The organism is Chitinimonas sp., assembly GCF_036568685.1.
In the GTDB taxonomy this organism is placed as follows: domain Bacteria; phylum Pseudomonadota; class Gammaproteobacteria; order Burkholderiales; family Chitinimonadaceae; genus Chitinimonas.
Map to the genome: position 1 here is coordinate 79,332 of NZ_DATCSC010000029.1, position 23,785 is coordinate 103,116.

Sequence of the window (23,785 nt, forward strand, 5' to 3'; positions counted from 1 at the left end):
GCACCGTTTTTTAAGCGTTGTCCGAATGCCGAATGTAGGGCATCGGCCTATCATTCTGCCGTTTGATCACGGTAGAGCCGGACGGATGTCGGCAGTGCGAGCAAGCCATGCAGTACATGGCTCTGGGAGCGGAAGGCCAACGCATCGTGTATCCAATGATGGATGCGGTGCGCGCCCTGGCTGCCCTCGCCTATCGCTGCCGTAATCACATAATCCCCCGCCACCAGATGGGGCATGCGGAACCGGAATTCGGCGGTCAGTCTGTCGCCGGGTTCGGCGCTATGGCGCTCCAGCGCCGCATGCGCGGTCGTGTTCTCGCCAAACAGCACCTGGCCCAGGCGGTCTTTCACATAGAACCCGAAAATGGGCTGCTCGAGCGCATGGGCAATTTCTGCCTCCAGCCGCAACACTACCGCCTCACCCCCCTCGCTCACGAGCAGTGGCTTACCCTCATCATCACTCAACCTGACCGAGGTCAGCTGCGCGCCGCCCGCCCCGAACGCGGAGCCGGACGATTCGGGCAGGGCGATCGCCCCGCTGCCGACCGAGTAACTCTCATCCTCCGGCGTGGTGGTATCGAGTGTGGCGGGCATCGCCGCGACACCGGCATCTTCGTTGCCATAGCGGCTCTGCAGATACTGCTCGGTGACCGATTTGGCGCTACCCGCCGCCTGCACCTGTCCGCGGTCCAGCCAGATCGCCCGATCACACAGGCCGATGACGGCGCTGCTGTCATGGCTCACAAACAGCAAGGTGCCGCCATTGTCGCGAAACGCGCGCAAAAAGCGCATGCACTTCTGGGTGAAGAACGCATCCCCCACCGCCAGCGCCTCGTCGATCACCAAAATATCGGCCTCGACATGGGCCACCACCGCAAAGGCCAGCCGCACAAACATCCCGCTGGAGTAGGTCTTGACCGGTTGGTGTACAAACTCACCGATATCGGCAAAGGCCAGGATCTCGTCCAGTTTGGCCTCGATCTGCTGTGGAGACAGGCCCAGGATGGTGGCATTGAGACGGATATTCTCCAGCCCGGTGAACTCCGGGTTGAATCCAGCTCCCAGTTCCAGCAAGGCCGCCACGCGACCGCGCACCGACACCTGCCCCTCCGTAGCCGCCAAGGTGCCGCAGATGATCTGAAGCAGCGTTGATTTGCCCGAACCATTGCGGCCTATGATCCCGACCGTCTCGCCCTTGCCAACCGTAAAGCTGACACCCTGCAGGGCGGAAAAATCACGCCCCCAGCGGCCACACCAGCCAGTCAGTACCTCCAGCATCCGGTGGTAGGGTTTGTCGTAGACCGGGTAGCGCTTGCATAGTGCCTGGATCTCTATCATGGGTTCAAAGGACATCGGCAAACCCTCTCCGCAGCCGGCTGAACACCAGCCGCCCCAGCAGCGCAACCAGCACCGCAACCACGCTATAGATGCCCAGGCCTATCCAGTCCGGCCATAGGCCTTCCAATACAACCTGCCGTATCGACTCGATCGGCAAGGTGACCGGGTTGAATCGCATGAGTGGTTGGAAGTTCAAGGGCAAAGCCGATACCGGATAAAAGACCGGTGAGAGAAACTGGAGCGCTGTTACCGCCATGCCTATGACCTGGCCCAGGTCGCGCAGATACACCCCAACCGCCGACAACAGCCAGGCAACGCCGAGCGACAGCATCAAGAACGGCGCGAGGATCAGCGGCAGCGCGAGCATGGTCAGACTGCCCCCTTGCTGCCAGATCGCTGCTGCAATCAATAATACGAAGGTAATCAGGGCGTGAAAGGCGGCGCTGCCGACAGCGACGACGGGCAGCACACCGATAGGGAACACGACCTTCTTTACATAGTTTACCTGCTGCACGATCAGTAGCGGAGCACGGGCGATAATCTCGGAAAAAACCGAGAAGACCGCAATGCCGGCAAACAGCATCAAGGCAAAATGGCTGTGCCCGGCAATGCTGCCTTGCCAACGGGCAGCAAATACCACGCTGAACACGAAGGTATATATGGCGAGCATCAGCAGCGGCGTAACAAGCGACCAGAGCACGCCCAGCAACGAGCCCCGGTAACGTCCCTGAATCTCGCGGGTGACCAGCTGGAATATCAGCGCCCTACGGCGAAACAACGAAGAAGGTGCGTAGAGCATGGCGGTTTGCGTTGATGCCGAAATGGCAAACGATTCAGCGGTTTACAGAGAGAGCGACAGGGCGAAATGCTGCAAGCGCTGCCGACAGGCGCGACGCAGCGAGCCGAGTGCGCCGAGTTTGGGCTTGCGGCAAACCAGCATCGTGTCTTGCCACACCATGCTGTCATCGTAGGGATTGTCACCGCCCCAGTTGGTTTCGGCCTTGATGACTTCCATGCCGGCGTACTTCGCCATGGCGCGCATGCCATCGGGGTAGAAGCGCCAGCAGTCGACCGGATAACGGTGCTCTGGCCCCGCAGAGGGAACCAGGATGCAGACCATGCCACCGGGCTTGAGGACGCGGGACATCTCCAGCAACGTCACCCAGAAATACTCGACATGCTCAAACACCTGGCCGGAGATAAACAGATCAACGGACGCCGAGGGGATTTCCCGCCAGTCGTAGGGCCGCTTCAATACGACATCAACGTTAGGCCCGGTGTGCAGGTCCACGCCGGTGTAGCGCCAAGCCGGGTCGTCAAACAAGGGGCGGTAGCACGCACCAATTTCGAGGCTGCCAAGGTCAAGGATATGTAGCGGTTTACCGGCCTGGTCCGCGAGGAATTCCTGCCGAAACTGCTGCATCTTGGTAAGGGAGCTGCCGTGCATGGGTGCCTATCCAAATAATCTGTTAAAACAATAGCTTGAGCAACTTTGCTTGCGAAGCAAACGACAACAGCATAGCCGGCAAGCGGACAACGCCCGCCACCCTGAAAGGGTGGGGTGTAATGGTGTATAATGACAGGTTTGCAACCCAAAGGCACCCTTCGCCGTTGTGAACCAGCCTGTCTCAGCCGTGTCACATCCGCCAGGCTATTGAATAGAGCACGCAGTGGAAATCACTCAAAAACCTTCTTTCATTACCGCGATTTCAACCAACGCCACGCAAGCCGGGCGCCGCGTTGCCGCCTGGTTAGGCATGGCTGCCAGCGATCAGGTTTTCCCGCGCAAGCGCTGCCATTTCACGACGGTGCCGATCAAAGGGGTGCCCCGCAAACATCTGGAAGCCGCCATCAGACTGCGTTTGCAGCAATTGGGCGTGTTTGAAGAGGTGGGTTTTGCCTATCGAGTGACCGGCGACCAGGCCCATGCTTGGTACTGGGACGACGCGCAGGCCCGCCTGCTGTTTGCCGGCAAGCGTGTACTGCCGTGGCCCGAGCCGCTTTGGCGCAAGCCGATCAGCGAAAGCGGTGTGCGGCTGATTGCGTGTAGTGAAGGCTATGAACTGGAAGGGCTGAACGATCAAGGTATCTTCCGGTCCCGCTGGTTTATGCAGCGGCCATCCGAGAGTGAGCAGCAGGCCGTCTATCGCGACCTGGGCCTGGACTATCCGGGTAGCACCAATACAATCGCCACCATTCAGCCTGGCAAGCCCGGTGGTCAATGGCGCATCAGCACCGGCCTTGCGCAGCCAATCTCAACTTGGGCCCTGGTTATTGCGCTGGTCGTGATCTGTGCCGGTGCCATCGCAGCCATTCAGATTACCCAGCTTGCCCGTCTTAACCAGAGCATTCATAGCCTCGAGACCGAGGCCAAGTCCTTGCGTCAGCAGAGCGCGACCGCTATCGCGCTTGAGGGGGCACTAACAGAATTGCGCCCCACCTTGAACGCGATGGATGAGTACACGTCAGCGCCGAGGCAGACCCACTGGCTGGCCGAGCTCGCCAAGCGCGAAATTATCGGCAGCAGTGCGGATGTCTATCTGACCGAATGGAACTACACCGGTGGACGTGTAACCGCCACGTTCCGTTTTGGCCCCAAAGCGCGCAGCACCGAACTGTTGGCGCAGCTCGAAAAAAGCGGCCTCTTTTCCAACATTGCCTTAATTCCCGAGCCCCCCGCTGGCACGGTCCGCCTGCTGCTCCAGCTGCCGGAAAAGGACCAGCTCCAGCCTAATAGATAAGTCATCGCTCAGCTCCACGAATATCAAATTACTCCAGGAACTCCATGTCATCCAGCGCCAACCAAGGCCGCGGCTCCATGCGGCAAGCCATGCAAAGCATGGCGGCAGAACTTCGCGCCAATCCCCGCTTGCAACTTGGGTTGGCCGCCATCATCGCTATCGCGGTCGTCGTGGGCCTCCTGAGCCTGGACGATGCGCGCCTTGCCGCACAGCGTAAATACAACGCACTTCAAACCGAAAATGCCCGCATGCGCAAGCAGCTTGGCGGGTCGGTGCGTCAGCAATGGTTGCAATCTAGCCTGGATAAAGCTCAGGCACGCGCAGATGCGATGTGGCAGGTCAGCTCTCCCGTCATGGCGCAAGCCGAATTGGGTGATTGGCTTATCAGTGAGCTGGACGATGTGGGCGTCAAGGGCGCCAAGATTGACCAGCCCTCGCTGCGACGCCTCTCCGACCAAAAAGCCGACCCGGGCCACACCAAGAAAGACGAGAAGAATTCGCAAGATTGCGATACCGCCGAGTGCCAGCTGATCGAACTTCGGACCACTGTCCGACTCCCTTATGATCTGGGTGTCCTCAACAAGGCACTTGCAAAAATTGAGGCAGCGGATCGCCCTATCCGGGTGGATCAGATGACGTTTAACACCAACGAGCGCCGTGCCGAGCTCATCGTGCAAGTGCTCGCCAAACTTTCCGATCAAGTCAGGCCGGCCGATCCTGCCGGGTCGGATAAAGTAGCCGCCCCCGTTGTAGATACGAGCAAGCCCGCCGCAGCTGAACCTGCCCAGGATGTGCCCAAGAAAGTCGTGGAGGTCAAATGGTAGGTCTGGCTCGAATCAGCATTCTCACCCTGGTCATCTGGGGCTTAGTCGCATTGACTGCATGGAGTGTCTATACGCCACCGCAGGCAGGCAAGGTCGTTGGCGCGGCGCGTCACGGCAGCGACGCCGACTTCGTCCCGCCGCCGGATTTGAAAGCAGACCTGAGTGTTTTGACCAAGGCCGACATCTGGGGCGCGCGAGCCGCTCCGGCAAATCAAGCCGCCAATAGTGGCTCGGCAAAACCGCAGGCCGAGGTATGGTCGCGTGTCGCGATCGTCAAGGAAGCGGCGGGGGCATTTATTCTGCTGAGCTCACCCAGTGGCGAAGTCAAGCCCTTCAAGGCAGGCGACACGCTGCCTGACGGTAGCAAGCTGCTTCGAATCAGTACCTCGGAAGTTGTGGTTAAGCCCTCGTCTGGCGGTAGCCAAGCCGTACATGTGCTCAATTGAACAACCCTGAACAATGGAAATCCAATAGTAATGCGACTACTTAAATCCCAGCCTCAAGTTGAAAGCGATACAGCTCTTCGCTTTGGGAGTGAAATGTCGAGCCAAACATTGGTCTCGCTGGTTGTATCAAGTAGCGTTCTTTGTGCATGTGCCGGTACACCGTGGATGGAAGGCGTGCAGCGCGAGCCCATTGAGCGGGGACGCTCGTCCTCTGTCACAAAGGTTGAAGCTGATGGACGGCCTACCGACCAGAATCGATTCTACGAAACCCCCGTCGCTGCGGTTACTACTCAGCCCAAGGCGCCGAGAATTTCTCAACCCCAAGGCATACCTGATGAGCCGGGAAAGGTTGCTACCGTGGTGTTTAACGGTATGCCGTTGCCACAGTTTATTGATTCTGTATTCGGTGTTGTACTAAAGCGTACGATTGCAATCGACCCTGCGGTGCAGCAGCGTCGAGACTTGGTAAGTATGCGCGCAGATAAGCCGCAAACACCTTCTCAGCTTTTCGAGTCTGCTAAGACGGTTTTACGCGCATATGGTGTCACGGTGCAAGAATTGCCTGGTTTAGTGCGCTTTGTTGCCGATAGTGCGGACTCCGGTTCGCTGCCGGAGGTTAGACGCGGCCGCGCGCTACCAGAGGTTCCCGAGGCACTACGCCCACAGTTCCACATTGTTGAGCTGGAAAACACCAATGTAACCAGCGCAACGAGCTTTATACGGAATACATTTACCGGAAAAGTTACTGTTCTTGATGATCAAACAAGAAATGCCTTGATTCTTAGTGGCTCCCCCGCGAATGTGTCTGCCGCGATGCAAGCGGTGATTGCTCTCGACCAGCCATTAATGCGCGGGCGAAACAGCGTCCGGATTGTTCCGATTTATTGGTCTGCGGAAGAGCTTACAAAGCGACTTACAGATGTACTGGGTTCGGAAGGCTACTTCGCGGGTAATCAGCCGGGCTCTCAGGCGCCTATCATTCTGTTGCCGATAGGCCCTATCAATTCAATCGTTGTTTTTTCAAATAATCAGAACACGTTGGATCACGTACTTCGCTGGGCTGAAGAGCTAGATCAGCCTACGGAGGTTCGTAATAGCAACTATTTTATCTACCCCGTTAGGAATGCGGATGCGTCCGATATCGCAAATACGCTTTCACAGATAATGGGTGGCGGCTCAGTCCAGGCAGCTTCGCCAGTAGGCAACTCAACCTCTGCGCAAGGAGGAGGGGCTGCGGCAGGGCGCCTGAACTCTCGGGTTGTTGTAGACAAGGCATCCAACAGTATCATTTTGCAGGCCTCATCTTCCGAGTATCAGCAATGGTATGGCTTGCTGAAGGAGCTCGATCGCCCCTCAAAAAGCGCGCTAATCAGCGTTTCGGTTGCCGAAATTCAATTGGAGGACACGGTAAACTTTGGTTTTGAATGGATGTTGAATCAGCTAAAAATTGGTGAGTATAAAGGCACCATTGGAACTATTGGCAACCTGGGAACCTCAGGTATAGGCGGGCTTTCTATGACGCTAAATGGCGGGAATGCCAACATGCTGCTAAATGCGTTGGCAAAGACTACTAAGACTAGGTTGCTATCCAATCCGTCACTTATGACCCGCAGTGGCGAAGAGGCGACAATATCTATTGGTGATGAAGTGCCTACAATTACGTCCACTCAAAGTACAGGCACCAGCACCACGACCGGCTCAACCACTGCTGCCAATCTGGTGCAAACAATCCAGTATCGAAACACCGGCGTGATTTTGAAAGTGAAGCCGGTGGTTCGAAACGGTGGCAGAATTGATTTGAACATTTCGCAGGAAGTTAGCAACGTCAAAACGAACTCGGCCGGCCAGACGTTGACACCATCGATTTCTACGCGGAAGGTAGATACCAAGCTAACCGCGCTGGACGGGAACACCATTGTCCTGGGGGGGCTACTCACGGACAATCGTAACAACACCGACACCGGGGTCCCTTACGCCAAAGACATTCCGCTGCTAGGGAACCTGTTCAAGTCCCGTAGCGATGGCTCAACTCGTAATGAACTGGTGATTCTGATCACTGCTTACGCGATCGATGATGACTTTGATGCGCAGTCGATCGTAGATGCAGTTCGTAAGCGCTTGCCGTGGAGCGCCCCACTGGTATCCAAAAACGCTTTGGCGCGAGAATCGCAAGCACAAGCTGAAGCAGCAGAAGGATCGGCGCGAAAAATCGCCAAACCCTATGTGCTTAGGGCGTCACCATCGCCGGCGCCCGTTCTGCCCGACTCCTCGCCACAGTCGCTGGCACCGTTACCCAGTGATGCCGCAACAGCGGCAGCTCCGAAGGCGGGAGATTCAGCATTTTCAAGTAGTTTGTCTCCCACCCCTGTGGATCCGCCACTCAAGCCGCTTGGGCCCGGAGGGCAGGTTACCGACGAGGCGCTGAAGAAGGAGCTTTTAGAAGCGCTCAAAATCAAGCGCTGATCAGCTGCTTGATCTCTGCAAAGCCCCGCCTTGGCGGGGCTTTGCATTAGGAGGGGGGAGGGCCGGGGCGAAACTCACGTTGCTACCGTGCAACATCGCTTACCGGAAAATTCACACTCCAATCATCTTGAGGCTTTGTTGACCAAGGAAGGGACTGAGGCCGACCCTCAACAAGTCATTGTTTAATAAGGGCATTATAATATAGCAGCCCAAGCAGCTTGACCTGCTGCTTGGCGGCTGCCGTCTCCAAAACAGTAGCAGCCATCCGAGAGGCTGCATGTGCCATTGCACGAGTCACTTGGCATATATCCAGCGTATGCATTAAGCTCGGACGCAGCGACTTAGTAATGCAGGGCACAGGGTCAATGCTTGCGGTGTCTGTTCTGCAAGGACAGCAACCCTTTCTGTCGCAGTCGCAGTCGCTGCACAAGTGTGGTAGGTCGTTACGGCCGAAACATGTGAAGTGGCATTGCCCGGCAAACAAAGTTGCATGGGTCGGCCCGTGCGGTTAATATGGCGCAGCCAAAAAATCAGGCGGCATGCGCAACGTTACTGCTAGGGTTGGCATGCATTCGAAGGCATTAATGTTTTCTGAGGACCTCAAAGAAATGAAACAACAACTGATCTCTCGCCTGGTTGTGGGTGCGTTGGCCGCTATTGCTGCCAATTCGGCCTTCGCCGGTCAAATCCAAGCATCCTCGGTGTCGATCGCTCGTGAAGTAATCACGACGGACACCCAGGCCGTAACCTCGCCGTCGATTGCCTACCGTTTCAACGGTGACGTTGACGCTCGCCTCCAAGTGCAAACTTTCCAAGTCCAGTTCACCCTGGGTGGCGACGCCACTTGGAATACTGCTGGCAACATCGCGCACGTGTCGGTTACCAACGGCATTACCGCTGCAGCTCTGGTTAACGGTACTGACTTCACCGTCACTACCCTGGCTCTGAGCGCCGATAAAAAGACACTGTTTGCTACCATTTCGGTGCCCGTTGCAACTGGTCTGGTACAGCAGCCTATCGTTGCAATTTCGCAAAGTGCTGTCGTTGCAAACAACCCCACCATCGTGAACCTGAAGAAGGTTGTTGGCGATGTGGCCGAGTGTGATACCGCTGTTAAGGTTCTGCCGGTTGACGTTAAGCACTATGTTGCGCTGTCCGATCCTTCCGCCCTGGCAACTGACGTGACCGCTACCGCCGATGAGCACAAGCGTCCTGCCGCCGCCAACACCACCACGCTGATCACCTTCCCGACCAACCTGCTGGTTAATGTTACCAAGTCTGGTCCGGATGCCAAGCTGCGCGTTGCTGGTGGCAATGTGGACTTCACCGGTACCGCTGATGCGACTCCGAACGCTGCTGACGCAAACGGCGTGTTCCAGTCGTTCCAAGGCGCAACCCTGGCCAACCTGGGCTCGCTGACTCTGAAGCAAAATGCTCAAGGCTACGACAGCAATCTGGCTAACCAGTACATGCTGAACAATGCCACTGCTCCCGCCGGTGTGAAGGGCATTGCTACTGCTGCTGTCAACAACGGTCAAGTTGAAGTTTCCCGCTTCGACGTCAAGGTCTCCGCTTCGCAAGGTTTCGTGGTCGGCGGCGCGATGTTCTTGTCGACCAACGAATCGTGTACCGCTCCGATCGCTGGATCTAACGTTGCAATCACTTCCACAAACGCGGCTGGCCCTGTTACTTTGACCATCCCGACCGCTGGCATTAACGCCGCGTTCGGTGCTGCTGGTACCAACCCGGTTCACGTTTGCTACAACGTAGCCGCCGCTACCGCAGTTGTCCCGGGCAGCTCGTTCTATGTTGATTCGGCTACCCTGGTTAAGGCTGCTGCAGGTACTGACCTGAACGAACAAAACAACTTCTGTAAGGGTCCGCTGTACGCTCTGTCGGGTTCGGTGAAGATTGATGTTCGTAACTATGCTTCGACTGCTCGCGCAGATGGTTGGCTGAGCGTTCTGCGTCTGATCAACCCGAGTGAAACTCGTACCGTTGATGTTTACGGTCAGTACATCCACTCGAATGGCCTGTACGGCAAGTGGGGCAAGCTTGCTACCCTGGCCCCGCGTGCTGTGCTGAACTTGACCCCGGATGTTGTGGATGCCAAGCTGATCAATGCACCTGCTCACTCGGTTACTGCAAACAACGCCACCACCGCTGTTGGCACTACCGGCGATGCACCGCGACTGCGTATCACCAGCGAAAACAGCGACACCTTGCGTGTGCAGAACTACCTGTACAACCCCGCTTCGAAGAATTTCATCGAAGCCTCGGGCAGCCAAGGTGTTGACTTCACCGGCTCGGCCGATCGTGCTCCGTCCAACGAAGGTCAGTACCAAGAGCAAGATGCTCAAAAGGGCCTGAACGGCGGTAACTAAGCTTTTAACCGCAAGGCTATTGGCTGAAAACCGGGGAGCTCGCTCCCCGGTTTTTTTACGTCTAATAGTAAGCGGCGGTTACATGCCAAGGTAAAATCCAACCCTTCAATCAACGAGTGCTCTCTAACGTGTCTGCAATGCTTGCCCCCCGCCTAGGCGAGATCCTGATCGCCCGAGAGGCGCTAGATCAATCCTCCTTGCAGCGCGCCTTGGCGCTGCAGAGAGAGAGTCAGGGCGATCGTTTGGGCGCCATACTGATTCGGTTGGGGTTGATTTCGGAGTTCACGCTGCTGGAAGCGTTGAGCCAGCAGTTGGGATATCCAGTATTTAATTTGGCGGAGCAGCAGGATGCGGCGCCTTTGTTGCGGGCGAGCCATCAGCAATATCGGATTAGTCGGGCGTTGGCGGAACGTTATAGCTTTGTGTTGCTGCCGCGTGGCGATGATGTACCGCAGATCATTTGCCGTGATCCGCTGAACTCTGGCCTGCTGGAGTTGCTGGATACGCAACTGACCTTGCAGGGCAAGTATGAATGGGCCCTGATAGCGCAGCGTGACTTTGAGCGCCTGTTGGTTGAGGTGTACCGGCAAGGGGCTGACCCGGTAGCGGGGGATCAGGACTTACGTCGACTGGCTGAAGACGCGCCGGTTGTGGAGTTGGTCAATGCCGTGCTAGCGCGGGCTAATGACAAGGGGGCCTCCGACGTACACGTTGAGCCCCTGGAGTATGGGTTTACGGTTAGATATCGGGTTGATGGACAGCTGCAGTCCACCGAGCATTACCCGCGTGAGCGTTTTGATGCCGTGGTCAGCCGGATCAAGCTGGTTTCCGGGCTGGATATTGCAGAACGACGCTTGCCCCAGGATGGCCGTTTCTCTGGCCGTGCCGGCGGGGTCGAGGTAGATATCCGAGTCTCCGTCATCCCTTCCGTATTTGGTGAGTCGCTGGTGCTGCGTTTGTTGCCGGTGTCGCAAAACAAGCGCTTTGCCTTGGATAGCGTCGGTTTTGAGCCTGACCATCTGAGCAAGTTCCAAGAATGGATGAGCTTGCCGGATGGCATCATCCTGGTGACCGGGCCGACCGGTTCGGGTAAAAGCACGACCTTGTATGCGGCCTTGTCTGCTTGTGATCGGGAGCGTGAACGTATCCTCACGGTGGAAGATCCTGTCGAATATAAAATCGATGGCGTCACGCAATTCCAGGTCAATACCGATATTGGTTTTTCTTTCCCGGCGGCACTGCGCTCTATTCTTCGCCACGACCCCGATACCATCATGATTGGTGAAATTCGAGACGTGGAAACTGCGCGCATTGCGGTACAGGCCTCGCTGACGGGTCACCGCGTGCTCTCGACACTGCATACCAACGATAGCGCCACGGCCTTCCTTCGCCTTGTCGACCTTGGTGTAGAACAGTTTCTGGTTGGGGCCACGGTTCGGGGCATTATTGCCCAGCGCTTGGTGCGTAAACTCTGCAACAGCTGCGCACAACCCTATGATCCCAGTAATCTGTTGCCGGCTTATGCAAAGAAGGCCCTCAATAAGCTGTGCGTGCCGGCGAGCCAGTGGCAATTTCGCAAGCCAGTGGGGTGCAGCGCATGCAGTGGCACCGGCTACCGGGGGCGGCATGCGATCTACGAATTGCTTTCCGCGACGGATGGTATTCGGGCCACCCTCAGCAAACCGTCTCCATCGCACCAGGAATTGCTTGGCGCCCTGCAGGATGATTTCCGCTCTCTCTACGAAGATGGCATGTTGAAGGCCGTTCGGGGCCTGACCAGCCTGGAGGAGATCTTTGCGGTGGCGGGGACCGCCTTCTCCAATAGCGTGGCGGAGTGAGCGTGAACCTTTACCCGCAATCGGCGTCTCAATTCGCGGACGGCATATCTATGTATGGGCAGCGTGGGCATGGCTGAATACCGATTTGGCGCAGCCAGCCCGGATGGCAGGGTTGAGTCTGGGCATATCCAGGCGGAGTCGCGTGAAGACGCTTTGCGCCAGTTGGAGGAGCGACGGTTGGTCGTCTTTCAGCTGGAAGAACGGAGTGCGTCCGCACCGAACGCCGGCTTTCGTCGCACCAAGGTTTCGCATGATGACTTGGTCGTACTGATCCGCGAGCTCGCCACCATGGCCAATGCGGGCATCAGCCTCGCCGACGCCCTGGCCACGCTGAAGGATGCAAACGCCGCCACGCCTTTGTACGAGCCACTTGAACGCATGGTAAGCGCCATACGCGGCGGTGATGGCTTCTCGACCGCACTCGATAAGGCCAAGCTGGCCTTACCTGTCTATGTCTTGGCAATGGTGAGGGCGGGTGAGGCGACCAGTAATCTCGGCATGGCGCTTGGTCGCGCCGCAGATCAGATGGACTTCGACGCCAAGATGCGCTCGCAAACGAGAGAGGCGCTGGTCTACCCCACCATCCTTGTCGGCACAGGCACGGTGGCTATCCTGTTTATCTTCTCGTTTGTTGTGCCGCGCTTTGCCGGTCTGCTCAAAGGGCGCATGGATAGCCTGCCTTGGATTTCATCCCTGGTCCTGAAGCTGGGTATGTTTTTCAATGCCTATTTTGTGCAGACATTGATCGGCCTGGTGCTTGTCGTTGTCTTGTTCGTTACCGCGATACGCAACCCGAAGCTGAAGCTTCGATTGCTTGAGATGGCCGCACACATGCCCATTCTTGGCGACTGGATCAAGAGTGGGGAAACCGCTCGCTGGACGAATTCGCTCGCCATGCTGCTGGAAAGCAAGGTGGCCATTCTGTCTGCGCTCGAGCTGACGTCGGGCGCGGTTCGCCTGGGCAATACCGCGGCCCAATTGGACAAGGTGCGTAGCGAAGTAAACCGCGGCCGTCGGCTGTCCCAGGCTATTGAACACCAGCAGCTGCTGGAGCCGACCTCGCTATCGATGGTGAGGGTTGGCGAACAGTCGGGTGAGCTTGGCCCTATGCTGCATCATGTTGCTCAATACTGGAGCAACAAAAACCAATCCACGCAACGGCGCATGGTGTCGTTGATTGAGCCGGCCAGCATTTTATTGCTGGGCCTGGTAATTGGTTTCGTCATGGTTGGGGTGGTATTGGCCATGTCCACATTGTCTGAGGTGAAACTGTAATGTTGATGAAGATGCCGGGTAATAGGAACGAAATTGCGAGAGGCCGGAGCAAAGGTTTTACCTTGCTTGAAATGCTGGTTGTGTTGGTGATTATCGGGATGTTGGTGAGCCTGGTCGGTCCGCGCCTGTGGAAAAACATTGACCGGTCCAAAGTGCAGACAGCGGCAACACAGATCAGGCTATTGAAGGGGGCCGTGGAAACCATGCACCTCGATATCAGCGCCTACCCCACGCCCGACCAGGGTGGCTTGACGCTGTTGGTGAACCGTCCAGCCGACGAGAAGCTGGCCAAGCGTTGGCGCGGCCCTTATCTGGAAGAAGCAGTGCCCGATGATCCTTGGGGCAACCCCTACCAGTACGTCATACCCGGCCCGAACGGCAAGCCTTATGCGATCTATTCCTACGGTGCGGACGGCAAAGAAGGGGGCGATGGCGATGATGCCGACATCGGCCTGCAAAGTGCTGGAAGCAGCACAGAAACCCCGTCGAAATAACGTTCAGGATGTCTAGGCTGCCTGCCACGGGCTTCACCCTGCTGGAGATGCTGGTCGTTCTGACGATACTGACCTTGTTGATGAGTTTTGTTGGCCCAAATTTCCTGGGCCAGCTGGAAACATCAGGGGACAGATTCGCGACCGATCAGTTCCGATCCCAATTGGTACAGCTGCCACGGTGGGCTCGCCTGCTTGGCCAGCCTATCAAGGTGGACGAGATCAGCGACAATTGGCAGCTGGGCAATGAGGAATTGTTGACGCTTCCTCCGGGCTGGGGCGCCAAGTTTGAGCCCGCCCTGGCGATCTCCACTTCCCAGGTTTGCACCTCGAGTACGGTCACCGTATTCAAAGCCAAGGGTGAGCTTGCCACGACCTTTCTGATCGAGGGGCCGGGCTGTACGGTTACAGAGGCAACGCAGTGAGCGTACTACATCGGGCGCGTGGCTTTGGCATGCTGGAAGTGCTGGTTGCCTTGGTGCTAGTCACTTCGGTAGGCGTTGCCGTCATTCTATGGGTGGAGGGTGGCCTGCGCTCGGTAAGCCGTTTGCGCGAAGAATATGATCGTATGCAGGCCGTCAAATTGAGCCAGGATTGGATGCGGTCCGCGCCGGAAGATCTCCCCGCCGAGGGGGAGGCCAAGGTCGGGGGTATCTTGATTCGCTGGAAAGGCCAGCAATTGGCGAGCAACCCGCAATCCGGCTATCCGAGAGGATATGGGGAGCACGACATTGTGCTCTTTCAATATCAGTACCAAGTATTCAGGACCGAGCCAGAAGAGCAATTCTGGTTTGATAGCAGTGCGCTGGTATTGCGCGCGCCCCTGGTACGGAACTTCAAGTCCCCGATTTGAGTATGCGTAGGCACGGTATAGCGCGCATCAGCAAGGGCTTCACCCTGATCGAGATCATGGTGGCGTTGGCGATCACCGCCTTGGTCATGACGCTGCTGATGGGGGCGTCCTATTACATCCTGCAAGTCAGGGTGAAGCTGGTCAACGAGGTCAGTGAAGGAGAGCTGCACGCCCGCAGGCAGCTCTGGCTGCATGAAATTGCCTCCAGCATGCAACCGTTGGAGCGGGAGGCGCCGGACGGTTTTGAAGGTAAACCAGAGGGTTTTCATGGGCTGGCGGTTCGTTCTCTACGAGGAGAATCGAATGGCGCGCCGGAGTTGGTGAACCTGCTCCTCAAACGTAACGAGAGCGGGGAGATGGCCCTGCATTATCAAGCGGGCGACGCCGATATCGTGTTGGCAAGCTGGCCTGACGCCAATGCCGCCTTCAGCTATCAAAATCGGGCAGGGAAGCTGCTCGATAGCTGGACCAGTGCGGAGCAAGCCACGGAACGACTGCCGCGCGCGGTTGCCTTGAAAGTCGGCCGGCGCAGTGACGATAGCGCGCTGGACTATTACTGGATACGCCTGGATGCCGAGCCTTGGATAAAGCAACAGTCACCCGCGCCATTTACAGCGCCAGGTAGCTGATGGCATTGCGTGAGCAGGATTCCATGAAGCGTTTTGTGAACCGCCGTTCAAATTTGCGCCCTTCCAGACAGCGCGGCTATGTGCTGGTCATGACCATCGCCGCCTTGGCCTTGCTGACCATGGCGGGTGCCTATATCAGCCAGCAGATTACGACTGCGATTCGTCTGGCTGCCGCTGAGCAAGCCTATACGGAGCAGGAGCGGCAGGCGAGGGATGAGCTTGCGCGGATCATCTACACCTTGTCCACCACCAAGCGTTCGCCTATCGGCATCGGCAGTGACGCGGTAGCCATACGGTTGGATGGCCGCTGGTATGACACCGGCGGCAAGATTGCCGTATCGCTGCAGGACGCCCGTGGGCTGGTGAATTTGCGGACCGCTGAGCGTACAACCACCGAGCAACTGTTGGTGGGCTACGGCGTACCGATCAACCGCACCGCCGCACTGATCGATGCACTCGAAGACTATGTCGATGCGGACTCGCTACGTCGCCTGCAAGGCGCGGAGGCGGACGACTACAAGGAAAAGAAGTTGCTCCCACCGCGCAACTTGCCCTTGGTGTCGACCCAGGAGTTGCAGCGGGTTTACGGCTGGAAGGATGAGGCTTCTCTTTGGGGTGGGGGCGGCATATTGGATAACACGGTACTCGCCGATGAGACGGGGCTCAACCCTGCCACCGCGACATGGCGTACCCTGGTGGCCACATTGAAGATGTCCGAGCAGGATGCGAAGTCACTGATCGCCGCAAGAGAAGGCTTGGACGCCATTGCGATGGCGCAACTGGTTAAGCCCATCGTGGGGCAGTTCTCCGGTGCCGATCTCTTGAAGATACATACGCCGGTACTCTTTCCGGCCATGACAACCGTGATTACCCTGGCCCCCAAAGGGGGGCAATTTGGTTGGCGAGCCACCTTTACGATTACGCCAGACCAACATACCAATACCTGGTTGCTGAAAGACTTTCACGAAATAGCACTGGATAAAACGGTGCCGGAAGGTGGCTTGCCGCCCCTGCCAGACGTCAGCCCGTTTGCAACCAATATTCTGGAAGAACAAAAGGCCATCACCTTCTAGGTGCATGATGCGCGTGGCTTGGGAGATATTGTCCCGGGGATATAAATGCCCGGGTCTGTGTCCATAGGCGACGCGGTCAACTTCTACGGACATTTTTTATGCATGCCATGAAAATCAAATATCTCGGCTTCTTTCTTGTCATCGGGCTCTCCCTCGCGGCCTGCACGGTCAGTAACTCGGCGGGTGACGATAACTCCGGCGGTGATTCGGGGGGCAGTGGAAACGGATCGCTACGCGCTGACCGCAGCAATTATTATGTGGGCGAGGTTGCCACGCTGATACCGACCTTTACCGGTAGCGTTGCACGCATAGAGCCCGGCATAGGAGTGGTAAAAAGCGGGGTGGCCGTCAAGACCTCGCCGCTGACCGATGCCACGCAGTACCGGCTTATCTTGGGGCAGGGAAACAGCGCGCCTGTAGCGACGGTGAACCTTGCGGTCGATTTCCGTAACAGCTATCGCACCGCTGCGACGGGCTTCCCCATCGTGCAGCAGGCCACCACCTTGCTCTCTGACGGTAGCGTGCTGGTCAGTGGCGGAAACCGTGGCGATGGGGGCCTATCTACCCAGGTCAACCGCTATGACATGGCGAGCCAGAGCTGGAGTCAGGTTGCCACGCTCCAGAATGGGCGCTCCGAGCACCAGATGACGCTGTTGTCGAGCGGCAAGCTGTTGATAACCGGCGGGAACCGTAGCCTCGCCAATGGTGCGACGGCGGAGCTGCTGGATCTGAACACCGGCATCAGCCAAGCCCTGGGTGCCATGCGTAGCAGCCGGATAGGGCACGTGGCAACGGCGCTCCGGGATGGACGGGTGCTGATCACCGGCGGCCGTACGGCGGACGCCAGCTCGAAGATAACCAACACCGCCGAACTTTGGGACCCGGTTACGCAGGTATTTACGCCTACCGCCACACCCATGGGCACGGCGCGCTCCTATCATTCGGCCAGCCTGCTCCCCAACGACAAGGTGCTGATCGCGGGGGGCTATACCGACGGTAATAACGCCCAGTACACCGAGGTATTCGACCCCGCCAACAACAGCTTCAGCCCCTTGCCTGGCGGCCCGGCGGAGCTACCCGCCGCACAGCTCGCTCTGACCAAGCCTGATACCAGCATCTGGCTGCTGGGTGGCGTGAACCAGACCACCAGTGCGAGCTTCAAGAGCGCCTACCAATACGTGCCCGGCTCCGCCACGGTTGCCGCACTGCCTGATCTTCCGACCAGTGTGGGTTATAGCGCGGGGATTGCGCTAGGTAGCGGCGATGTGCTGATGTTTGGGGGCCTGATAGACGCAACGACCACGACTGGCCAAGCATTCCGTATTAGCGCTACCGGTGGTAAAACGATCGCGACCATGCCTTTGGCACGCTACGGGCATACCGCACAACGGCTGTCGGATGGCCGTGTGTTGATATTCGGCGGTACCGATCAGCAAGGCAGGTTGCAGTCCAATGTGCTGATTTACGAGTAGCGAGCCGGCTGGGTGTAAACCGAGAGCCCGATAAAAAACCCGCATCATGATGATGCGGGTTTTTCTTTTGCAGTTCAGGTTTTGCGATCGTCCGTGCGCCACCTCGATGTGCCAAGGCGATGCCCACTTAGGCACTCGGGCATTGCTTTCTGGCCCCCTTGGCGGACTGCTGGCAGTCCACGCCAGTCCATCTGCAATCGATCGGTGCGATGTGCCGCAAAGCCCCATGGACGGCTTAGGATACTTTCTTGGACGCCAAGGGGTAGGACGGCGCTACGTTGGACGGCGCGCGCAGGTAACGGGTCTTTACCTGTTTGATCAGCGACTTGCCGGCCTTGCCCAGGGGGCGCTCAATGACGATATGCAGCAGCGCCGCCAAGAGCAAGCATGTGACGATCAAGACCGGAATGGCAAGATCGAGCCTTGCGCCTGTAGGAATCACGATGTGTTCTATTGCTGCTGGCACCAGCCAACGGAAAGCGATGACGTGAACCAGATAGAAGGCATAGGAGATATCTGCGAGGAAATAGATCACCTTGCCGTTCAGGAAGCCGGCCCCGGACTTTTCCATGGCCACGACACCGAGCACAAGGAAAAATGAGGGCACTCCCCAATAGATCACCGCATTCAGCGCCCAGACGGTATCGGGCACGAACCACAGGGCGGTGGATGCCATGCCAAGCAGGCCTATCAGTGCGATGGCTTTTGCAAAGCGGGCTACATATCCGTTCTTATAAAGAAAGGCTGCGGCCATCCCGGCGCAGAATTCGATCACGATGGGATTGCCCAGGACGGTTGCGTATTTTCCGGCGCTGGTGATGTTGATCAGCACAACGCCGGCCATGGCGAGCGCCAGCCAGCACCGCTTCAGCCCCAGCCAGGCTACCAGCAAGGCATAGAGCAGATAGAAATACATCTCGTAGTTCAGCGTCCAGCCCACTCCAAGCAGCGGGAAGTAGCTATCAACCGGGATAAATAGCAGGGACTTGATCAGTACGGCGTCGGGCACGCTGCCCTTGGCACTCGTCAGCCAGACAAAGAGGGTGAGTATCCAATACAGCGGGACGATGCGGACGATGCGTCGCGCAAAGAACTCGAGCGCACCACGGCCGCCAGACTGCAAAGCCTGGATCGCAATGACAAAGCCGCTGATGGTAAAGAATATATGCACACCGGCGCCCCCGATCACATTGAGGTGTAGCGCATTCCAAAGCATGGGCTCCGCCATGCTTCTCGCGCCGGCCTCGCCATACAGGAAAAATATGGAGTGCATAAAGACGACGAGAAACGCAGCCAGTACCCTAAGGGCCTGAATTGACCCAAACATGCCAATCACGGCAGCGCTATTTTTTTGTTGCATTTATATATCCCACATCGCATGTATATTCCGCACCGCGTGCCCCTGGAAAGAGGGCTCGCAGAGGTACATCCTAATGATTTCCGGTCTGAAAATCGAAAAGATCGGCAGCCCGCCTACAACGAGGCCGCATAAAACGCTTGGGGTGCCTTTTAAGCTCCCCAAGCGTATTTCAGCAAAATTAGCGATTAACGTCCGCCGTTCAGTCCGGATTGCGCATCCTGGTTGAGTCGCTGCACGCTTCCGGCATCGGTAGCACTATCCGCGCCCTGCATCGAAGAGGCTTCGATAAAGTTCTGCGAAATCGGGTTGTAAAGATAGTTCTGTACCCGGAGGCTATCACTGGTGTCCGTCATGATGCGCAGGCGCGGGGCAGGGCCGTTCTTCGACGGCGGAATGTTGTCCGCCGCACCCGTTACGGTAGGTGCTTGGGTCAGCGCAGCTGCAACATCTTCTGGTGTCAGCAGGGCAACAGCGCGGGGAGCAAGGGTAATCAGCTTGCCCCACTTGCCATAGTTACCGTTGGACAGAATGTATTGACCATACACTTCCGCCGTACGGGTCTCGCTGGCGTTGATGAGGCGTAATATCGATCGCCAGCCATCCGCACGTTGATCTGCCGCATAGTTGCGGACATCGATCTTCAGTGAGCCTGCTAGGTTGTACAGGGCACCGTCACAGCGGTTGTTTTGCTCCATGGCTGCGGTACTGCCCTGGCTGGCTTTGACCAAGGTAGCAGACGATACATTGAAGTTGGTGCTGGGGATGCTGGCAGCGCCGGAAACGTCGTAGCAAACGTTGATGGGCTTTGCATTGCTACCGACCAGCAAGTCCGGGCCCAAGGCACTGGCCAATTGTGCCGTGGGGACCGACAGCGTGACCGGGCCGCTGGATTGATTGCTGGTGAAGGTGACTGCGCTACCGGTAATTTCAGTGCCGCAATTCTGGTCCGAGGAGAGGAACAGTTTCCCTCCTCGGGCGGGCGTCGGCGATGCGTTGACCACCACGTCCAGCCGTTCTGCCTCAATATGACCATCCTGCAGGCTGGCACTCGCGGTGGCTACGATACCGTCGTTGATCGAAATCCCCGTCAGGCGGTATTGATGGATCAGGTCCAGATCATAGGCCAGCGCGTTCTGAATGACGCGGACCGTACCAAGGTTCATCAGCCTGGGCCCTACAAATGACGAGGGGTTGCCATCGGCATCTACGCCGGTGGCGCTGCCGGTAAACTCGGTGTAGCCGTTGTTCGCCGACAAGTTGGCGTTGCCGCTCGCCGGCCGGACCCGGATCTGCAGGTTCGTCGGAAAGGTGAGCAGGGCAAAAGAGACGCGTGCGCCCGGGGTCAAGTGCTCGCTGGGGGTTGCGTTGGCATCTGTCGCCAGGATTGCGGGATTGCTGAGGGCCACATAGTGCTTGATGTTCACGCTCAGTTTGCGCACGTCGGTGTCGCAACGATCAAGGGTGCCGACCACCTGCTTGAGATTCGCGATGGTGGGCGACTCGGCCGTGCTACCCGATGAAATGGAAATCACGGGTTGCTTGATCACCGCGGTGCCGGCGTTGACCAGCAGGGTCGCGAACAGGGTCTTACCGTCATCGCTCAGCGCGAGCGTCTCGACTTTGAACTGCCCCGCTGCATTGCCTTGCAGTACCTGATTACCGGTAACACCGTTGGCTATTTTGATGTGGCCCGCAAGCCCGGCACTCTTCCAGACGGCAGCGCCATCCAGCGAATACTGCATTTGGAATCTGACATTGGTGTTGCTGGCGTCGATATCGCCAACAAAACGGAAGGAGGCGGTGGGGGAGGCAACGGTTTGGGTATCGCTGACAATAACCTCCCGTGCAATTGAAGTTGCCACCGGAAGGGTGTCTCCGGCAAAAGCGACGGCGGAACAAATAAGACCACTTGCTACGAATATTAACTTCATAATTATTTCCAGAAACAGTTTCCGGTGCCTTGCTATTTATAGGCAGGGAAAGGATTTATAAATTGGGGGCACTGTTTGTCCCCTTACGCACTAGCGGCAACTTACGATGGCCATGCTTGCGTGGCTTTATTTTCTAATAAATACAATAATTGTGGCCACTCCCTGCATTCACCGTGAGAATGAATGCTCCATCTGCCGATGGCCAAGACCGGTTGCTGAGCGTTGTCATGACGCGTGTAGAAGCGTTCCAGGCAGTCTCATACCCCCCCCCCCGCCGACGCTTCGGTCGACCTCTATCCATGCAGCATCGACGCATTATGGTATGTTCGACCGGGACTTGTCACATCGCAAAAATCGGGGCATTGACTGTCGGTGGCTTGATTAGAAAGTTTCCTTATGAGGTGACGATACTATTGCAGGCGCAAAGAAAGCAGAACATTGAGGCTATCGTCCCGACTTTTATCAAAACGCATTGATTTTATGAATATAAATTTTTTGCTGCGCGCCTTAGCCGACGGTAGGTACTGAGCCGTAGACGCGGGTAGCTTCGCCACATTTGGTTTTCTTCCCGTCGATACGGTACTCATATCCCACAGCTTTACGCCCTTGGCCCGTACAACGAGCGATAGCCCCCTGTCATCGGCCAGTTGGTAGTCCTTACCCGTTGGCTTCGCCTTCCCGCATTGCAGCTCCGTCAGCGCCATGGCTGTCCACTATTTTTCGTTGTCTTGTTCTTCAGATTCTAAAACGGGGATTCAACAGGGGAAAAGCTGTCCGGATTTGGCTGGATTCAGCGGGATGTCCACGGAAAGGAAAAACCCGCGCAGGCAATACCTACGCGGGTTTCTTGGACGCTCTCGGACTGTCTTAGACAGCCCAAAAGTTTACAGCGAGTAGTACATGTCGAACTCGATCGGGTGCGTGGTCATGCGGATCTTGTTCACATCGTTCATCTTCAGTTCGATGTAGGCATCAATCCACTCGTTGGTGAACACACCACCACGGACCAGGAACTCGCGATCCTTGTCCAGGGCATCCAGGGCTTCGTCCAGCGAGGCGCACACGGTCGGGATCAGCTTGTCTTCTTCCGGCGGCAGGTCGTACAGGTTCTTGTCTGCCGGGTCGCCCGGGTGGATCTTGTTCTGCACGCCGTCCAGACCGGCCATCAGCAGTGCCGAGAAGGCCAGGTAGGGGTTGGCCAGCGGATCCGGGAAGCGGGCCTCGATACGGCGGGCCTTGTCGGAAGCCACGTGCGGGATGCGGATGGAGGCCGAGCGGTTACGGGCCGAGTAGGCCAGCTTGACCGGGGCTTCGTAGTGCGGAACCAGGCGCTTGTACGAGTTGGTGCCCGGGTTGGTGATGGCGTTCAGGGCCTTGGCGTGCTTGATGATGCCGCCGATGTAGTACAGGGCGAACTCGGACAGGCCAGCGTAACCGGTGCCGGCGAACAGGTTCTTGCCGTCCTTCCAGACCGACTGGTGCACGTGCATGCCGGAACCGTTGTCACCAACGATGGGCTTGGGCATGAAGGTGGCGGTCTTGCCGTACTGATGGGCCACGTTGTGAACCACGTACTTAAGCAGCTGGGTCCAGTCGGCACGCTGGGTCAGGGTGCTGAACTTGGTGCCAATTTCGTTCTGGCCGGCGTTGGCCACTTCGTGGTGGAACACTTCCACCGGCACACCCAGCTCTTCCAGGGCGATGACCATGGCAGCGCGGATGTCTTGGTGGCTGTCAACCGGGGGAACCGGGAAGTAGCCGCCCTTCACACGCGGACGGTGGCCGTGATTGCCGCCTTCGGTATCGTTGCCGGTGGACCAGGCGCCTTCGTCCGAAGTGATCTTCAGGAAGCAGCCGGACATGTCGACGTTCCACTGCACGCCGTCGAAGATGAAGAATTCGGGTTCCGGGCCAAAGTAGGCGGTGTCGCCGAGACCGGAAGCCTTCAGATAGGCTTCAGCGCGCTTGGCGATGGAACGCGGGTCGCGGTCGTAGCCTTTGCCGGTATCCGGCTCGATCACGTCGCAGGTGATGAACACGGTGGGTTCATCATAGAAGGGGTCGATGTTGGCGGTGGACGGGTCCGGCATCAACAGCATGTCGGAGGCCTGAATGCCCTTCCAGCCAGTGATCGAGGAGCCATCGAAGGCGTGGCCGCGCTCGAACCACTCTTCGTCGACCACGTGCGAGGGCACGGTCACGTGCTGTTCTTTACCGATGGTGTCGGTGAAGCGCAGATCGACGAAACGAATGTCGTTTTCCTTGATTAGCTTGAGTACGTCGGCGACCGCCATTTGCATAACTCCTGAAGTTGGAAGGGACCGGCGCCGCAAAAGGGCCGGAAAGGGCTTGCTTGTTCTAGGGGAAACCGGGTGCGCGATAGCCGCGACTGCCCGCATTCAGGGCAGCAATGTAGCAGGAAACATGCCACGAGGTGGAGCACCATGCCACGCGCCATTCGGGGGCACGACCAGACCACTTGACGCACCATTTTAGAACACAAAATCCACACAAGCACCGGATTGGTGCACTTGCTTGGTGCGAGCGCCTGCCATGGACTGCCTGGAGGCAGGCTAGTTCAGCCGGATGAAGACTTGATGACGCCTTCCCCGCGAGCGGACGCTTACGAACGGCAGTGGCCAGGCACCAGCGGCGGGCCGATCTTTGC

19 protein-coding genes are annotated in these 23,785 nt (G+C 57.5%); 13 read left to right on the forward strand and 6 right to left on the reverse strand.

Annotated features, from left to right (window positions below):
• Nucleotides 1-50: 50 nt before the first annotated feature.
• Genes VIM95_RS04825 through VIM95_RS04835 form a run of 3 tightly spaced genes read right to left on the reverse strand, consistent with a single transcriptional unit; the run spans nucleotide 51 to nucleotide 2,784 of the window.
• Complete coding sequence (locus tag VIM95_RS04825) at nucleotides 51-1,352, reverse strand: ABC transporter ATP-binding protein (RefSeq protein ID WP_331983570.1); 1,302 nt, start codon at nucleotides 1,350-1,352, stop codon at nucleotides 51-53.
• Nucleotides 1,342-2,136 carry an ABC transporter permease gene (locus VIM95_RS04830; RefSeq protein WP_331983572.1) on the reverse strand — a complete coding sequence of 265 codons (795 nt, stop codon included), beginning with the start codon at nucleotides 2,134-2,136 and terminating at the stop codon, nucleotides 1,342-1,344. The genes VIM95_RS04825 and VIM95_RS04830 overlap by 11 nt, the downstream gene beginning before the upstream one ends.
• A gap of 42 nt (nucleotides 2,137-2,178) precedes the next feature.
• Nucleotides 2,179-2,784, reverse strand: coding sequence for a methyltransferase domain-containing protein (locus VIM95_RS04835; RefSeq protein ID WP_331983574.1), 606 nt, complete (start codon nucleotides 2,782-2,784; stop codon nucleotides 2,179-2,181).
• A gap of 223 nt (nucleotides 2,785-3,007) precedes the next feature.
• Here VIM95_RS04835 and VIM95_RS04840 point away from each other — a divergent pair, with 223 nt between their 5' ends.
• From VIM95_RS04840 to VIM95_RS04900, 13 genes are all read left to right on the forward strand, one after another.
• A complete protein-coding gene (locus VIM95_RS04840) occupies nucleotides 3,008-4,078 on the forward strand; it encodes a hypothetical protein (RefSeq protein WP_331983576.1) in 1,071 nt (356 codons plus the stop codon).
• Nucleotides 4,079-4,122: 44 nt separating this feature from the next.
• Nucleotides 4,123-4,902 (forward strand): hypothetical protein, encoded by a 780-nt coding sequence (locus VIM95_RS04845; RefSeq protein WP_331983578.1) that lies wholly within the window; start codon nucleotides 4,123-4,125, stop codon nucleotides 4,900-4,902.
• Nucleotides 4,896-5,348, forward strand: a complete 453-nt coding sequence (locus VIM95_RS04850; RefSeq protein WP_331983580.1) for a hypothetical protein — start codon at nucleotides 4,896-4,898, stop codon at nucleotides 5,346-5,348. The genes VIM95_RS04845 and VIM95_RS04850 overlap by 7 nt, the downstream gene beginning before the upstream one ends.
• Before the next feature lie 165 nt (nucleotides 5,349-5,513).
• Nucleotides 5,514-7,811 carry a secretin N-terminal domain-containing protein gene (locus VIM95_RS04855; protein WP_331983582.1) on the forward strand — a complete coding sequence of 766 codons (2,298 nt, stop codon included), beginning with the start codon at nucleotides 5,514-5,516 and terminating at the stop codon, nucleotides 7,809-7,811.
• Nucleotides 7,812-8,419: 608 nt separating this feature from the next.
• A complete protein-coding gene (locus VIM95_RS04860; RefSeq protein ID WP_331983584.1) occupies nucleotides 8,420-10,195 on the forward strand; it encodes a hypothetical protein in 1,776 nt (591 codons plus the stop codon).
• 137 nt (nucleotides 10,196-10,332) lie between these two features.
• Complete coding sequence (locus tag VIM95_RS04865) at nucleotides 10,333-12,033, forward strand: GspE/PulE family protein (protein ID WP_331983586.1); 1,701 nt, start codon at nucleotides 10,333-10,335, stop codon at nucleotides 12,031-12,033.
• A gap of 69 nt (nucleotides 12,034-12,102) precedes the next feature.
• Nucleotides 12,103-13,308 carry a type II secretion system F family protein gene (locus VIM95_RS04870; protein WP_331983588.1) on the forward strand — a complete coding sequence of 402 codons (1,206 nt, stop codon included), beginning with the start codon at nucleotides 12,103-12,105 and terminating at the stop codon, nucleotides 13,306-13,308.
• Complete coding sequence (gene gspG / locus VIM95_RS04875) at nucleotides 13,308-13,802, forward strand: type II secretion system major pseudopilin GspG (RefSeq protein ID WP_331983590.1); 495 nt, start codon at nucleotides 13,308-13,310, stop codon at nucleotides 13,800-13,802. The genes VIM95_RS04870 and gspG overlap by 1 nt, the downstream gene beginning before the upstream one ends.
• A gap of 8 nt (nucleotides 13,803-13,810) precedes the next feature.
• Complete coding sequence (locus tag VIM95_RS04880; protein ID WP_331983592.1) at nucleotides 13,811-14,224, forward strand: prepilin-type N-terminal cleavage/methylation domain-containing protein; 414 nt, start codon at nucleotides 13,811-13,813, stop codon at nucleotides 14,222-14,224.
• Between the two features lie 29 nt (nucleotides 14,225-14,253).
• Nucleotides 14,254-14,652, forward strand: coding sequence for a hypothetical protein (locus VIM95_RS04885; RefSeq protein WP_331983594.1), 399 nt, complete (start codon nucleotides 14,254-14,256; stop codon nucleotides 14,650-14,652).
• A gap of 2 nt (nucleotides 14,653-14,654) precedes the next feature.
• Entirely contained in the window at nucleotides 14,655-15,281 is a 627-nt protein-coding gene (locus VIM95_RS04890; RefSeq protein ID WP_331983596.1) for a prepilin-type N-terminal cleavage/methylation domain-containing protein, read from the forward strand.
• Nucleotides 15,282-15,304: 23 nt separating this feature from the next.
• A complete protein-coding gene (locus VIM95_RS04895; protein WP_331983598.1) occupies nucleotides 15,305-16,354 on the forward strand; it encodes a hypothetical protein in 1,050 nt (349 codons plus the stop codon).
• A gap of 257 nt (nucleotides 16,355-16,611) precedes the next feature.
• A complete protein-coding gene (locus tag VIM95_RS04900) occupies nucleotides 16,612-17,826 on the forward strand; it encodes a Kelch repeat-containing protein (protein WP_331983600.1) in 1,215 nt (404 codons plus the stop codon).
• 235 nt (nucleotides 17,827-18,061) lie between these two features.
• On the opposite strand, the gene VIM95_RS04905 is transcribed toward VIM95_RS04900, so the two are convergent.
• From VIM95_RS04905 to glnA, 3 genes are all read right to left on the reverse strand, one after another.
• Complete coding sequence (locus VIM95_RS04905; protein WP_331983602.1) at nucleotides 18,062-19,186, reverse strand: acyltransferase; 1,125 nt, start codon at nucleotides 19,184-19,186, stop codon at nucleotides 18,062-18,064.
• A 185-nt stretch (nucleotides 19,187-19,371) separates the two neighbouring features.
• The gene (locus tag VIM95_RS04910; RefSeq protein ID WP_331983604.1) at nucleotides 19,372-21,117 is read right to left on the reverse strand and encodes a hypothetical protein; all 1,746 of its coding nucleotides are present in this window, start codon (nucleotides 21,115-21,117) and stop codon (nucleotides 19,372-19,374) included.
• A gap of 884 nt (nucleotides 21,118-22,001) precedes the next feature.
• Nucleotides 22,002-23,411, reverse strand: a complete 1,410-nt coding sequence (glnA, locus tag VIM95_RS04915; RefSeq protein ID WP_331983606.1) for a type I glutamate--ammonia ligase — start codon at nucleotides 23,409-23,411, stop codon at nucleotides 22,002-22,004.
• Nucleotides 23,412-23,785: the final 374 nt, after the last annotated feature.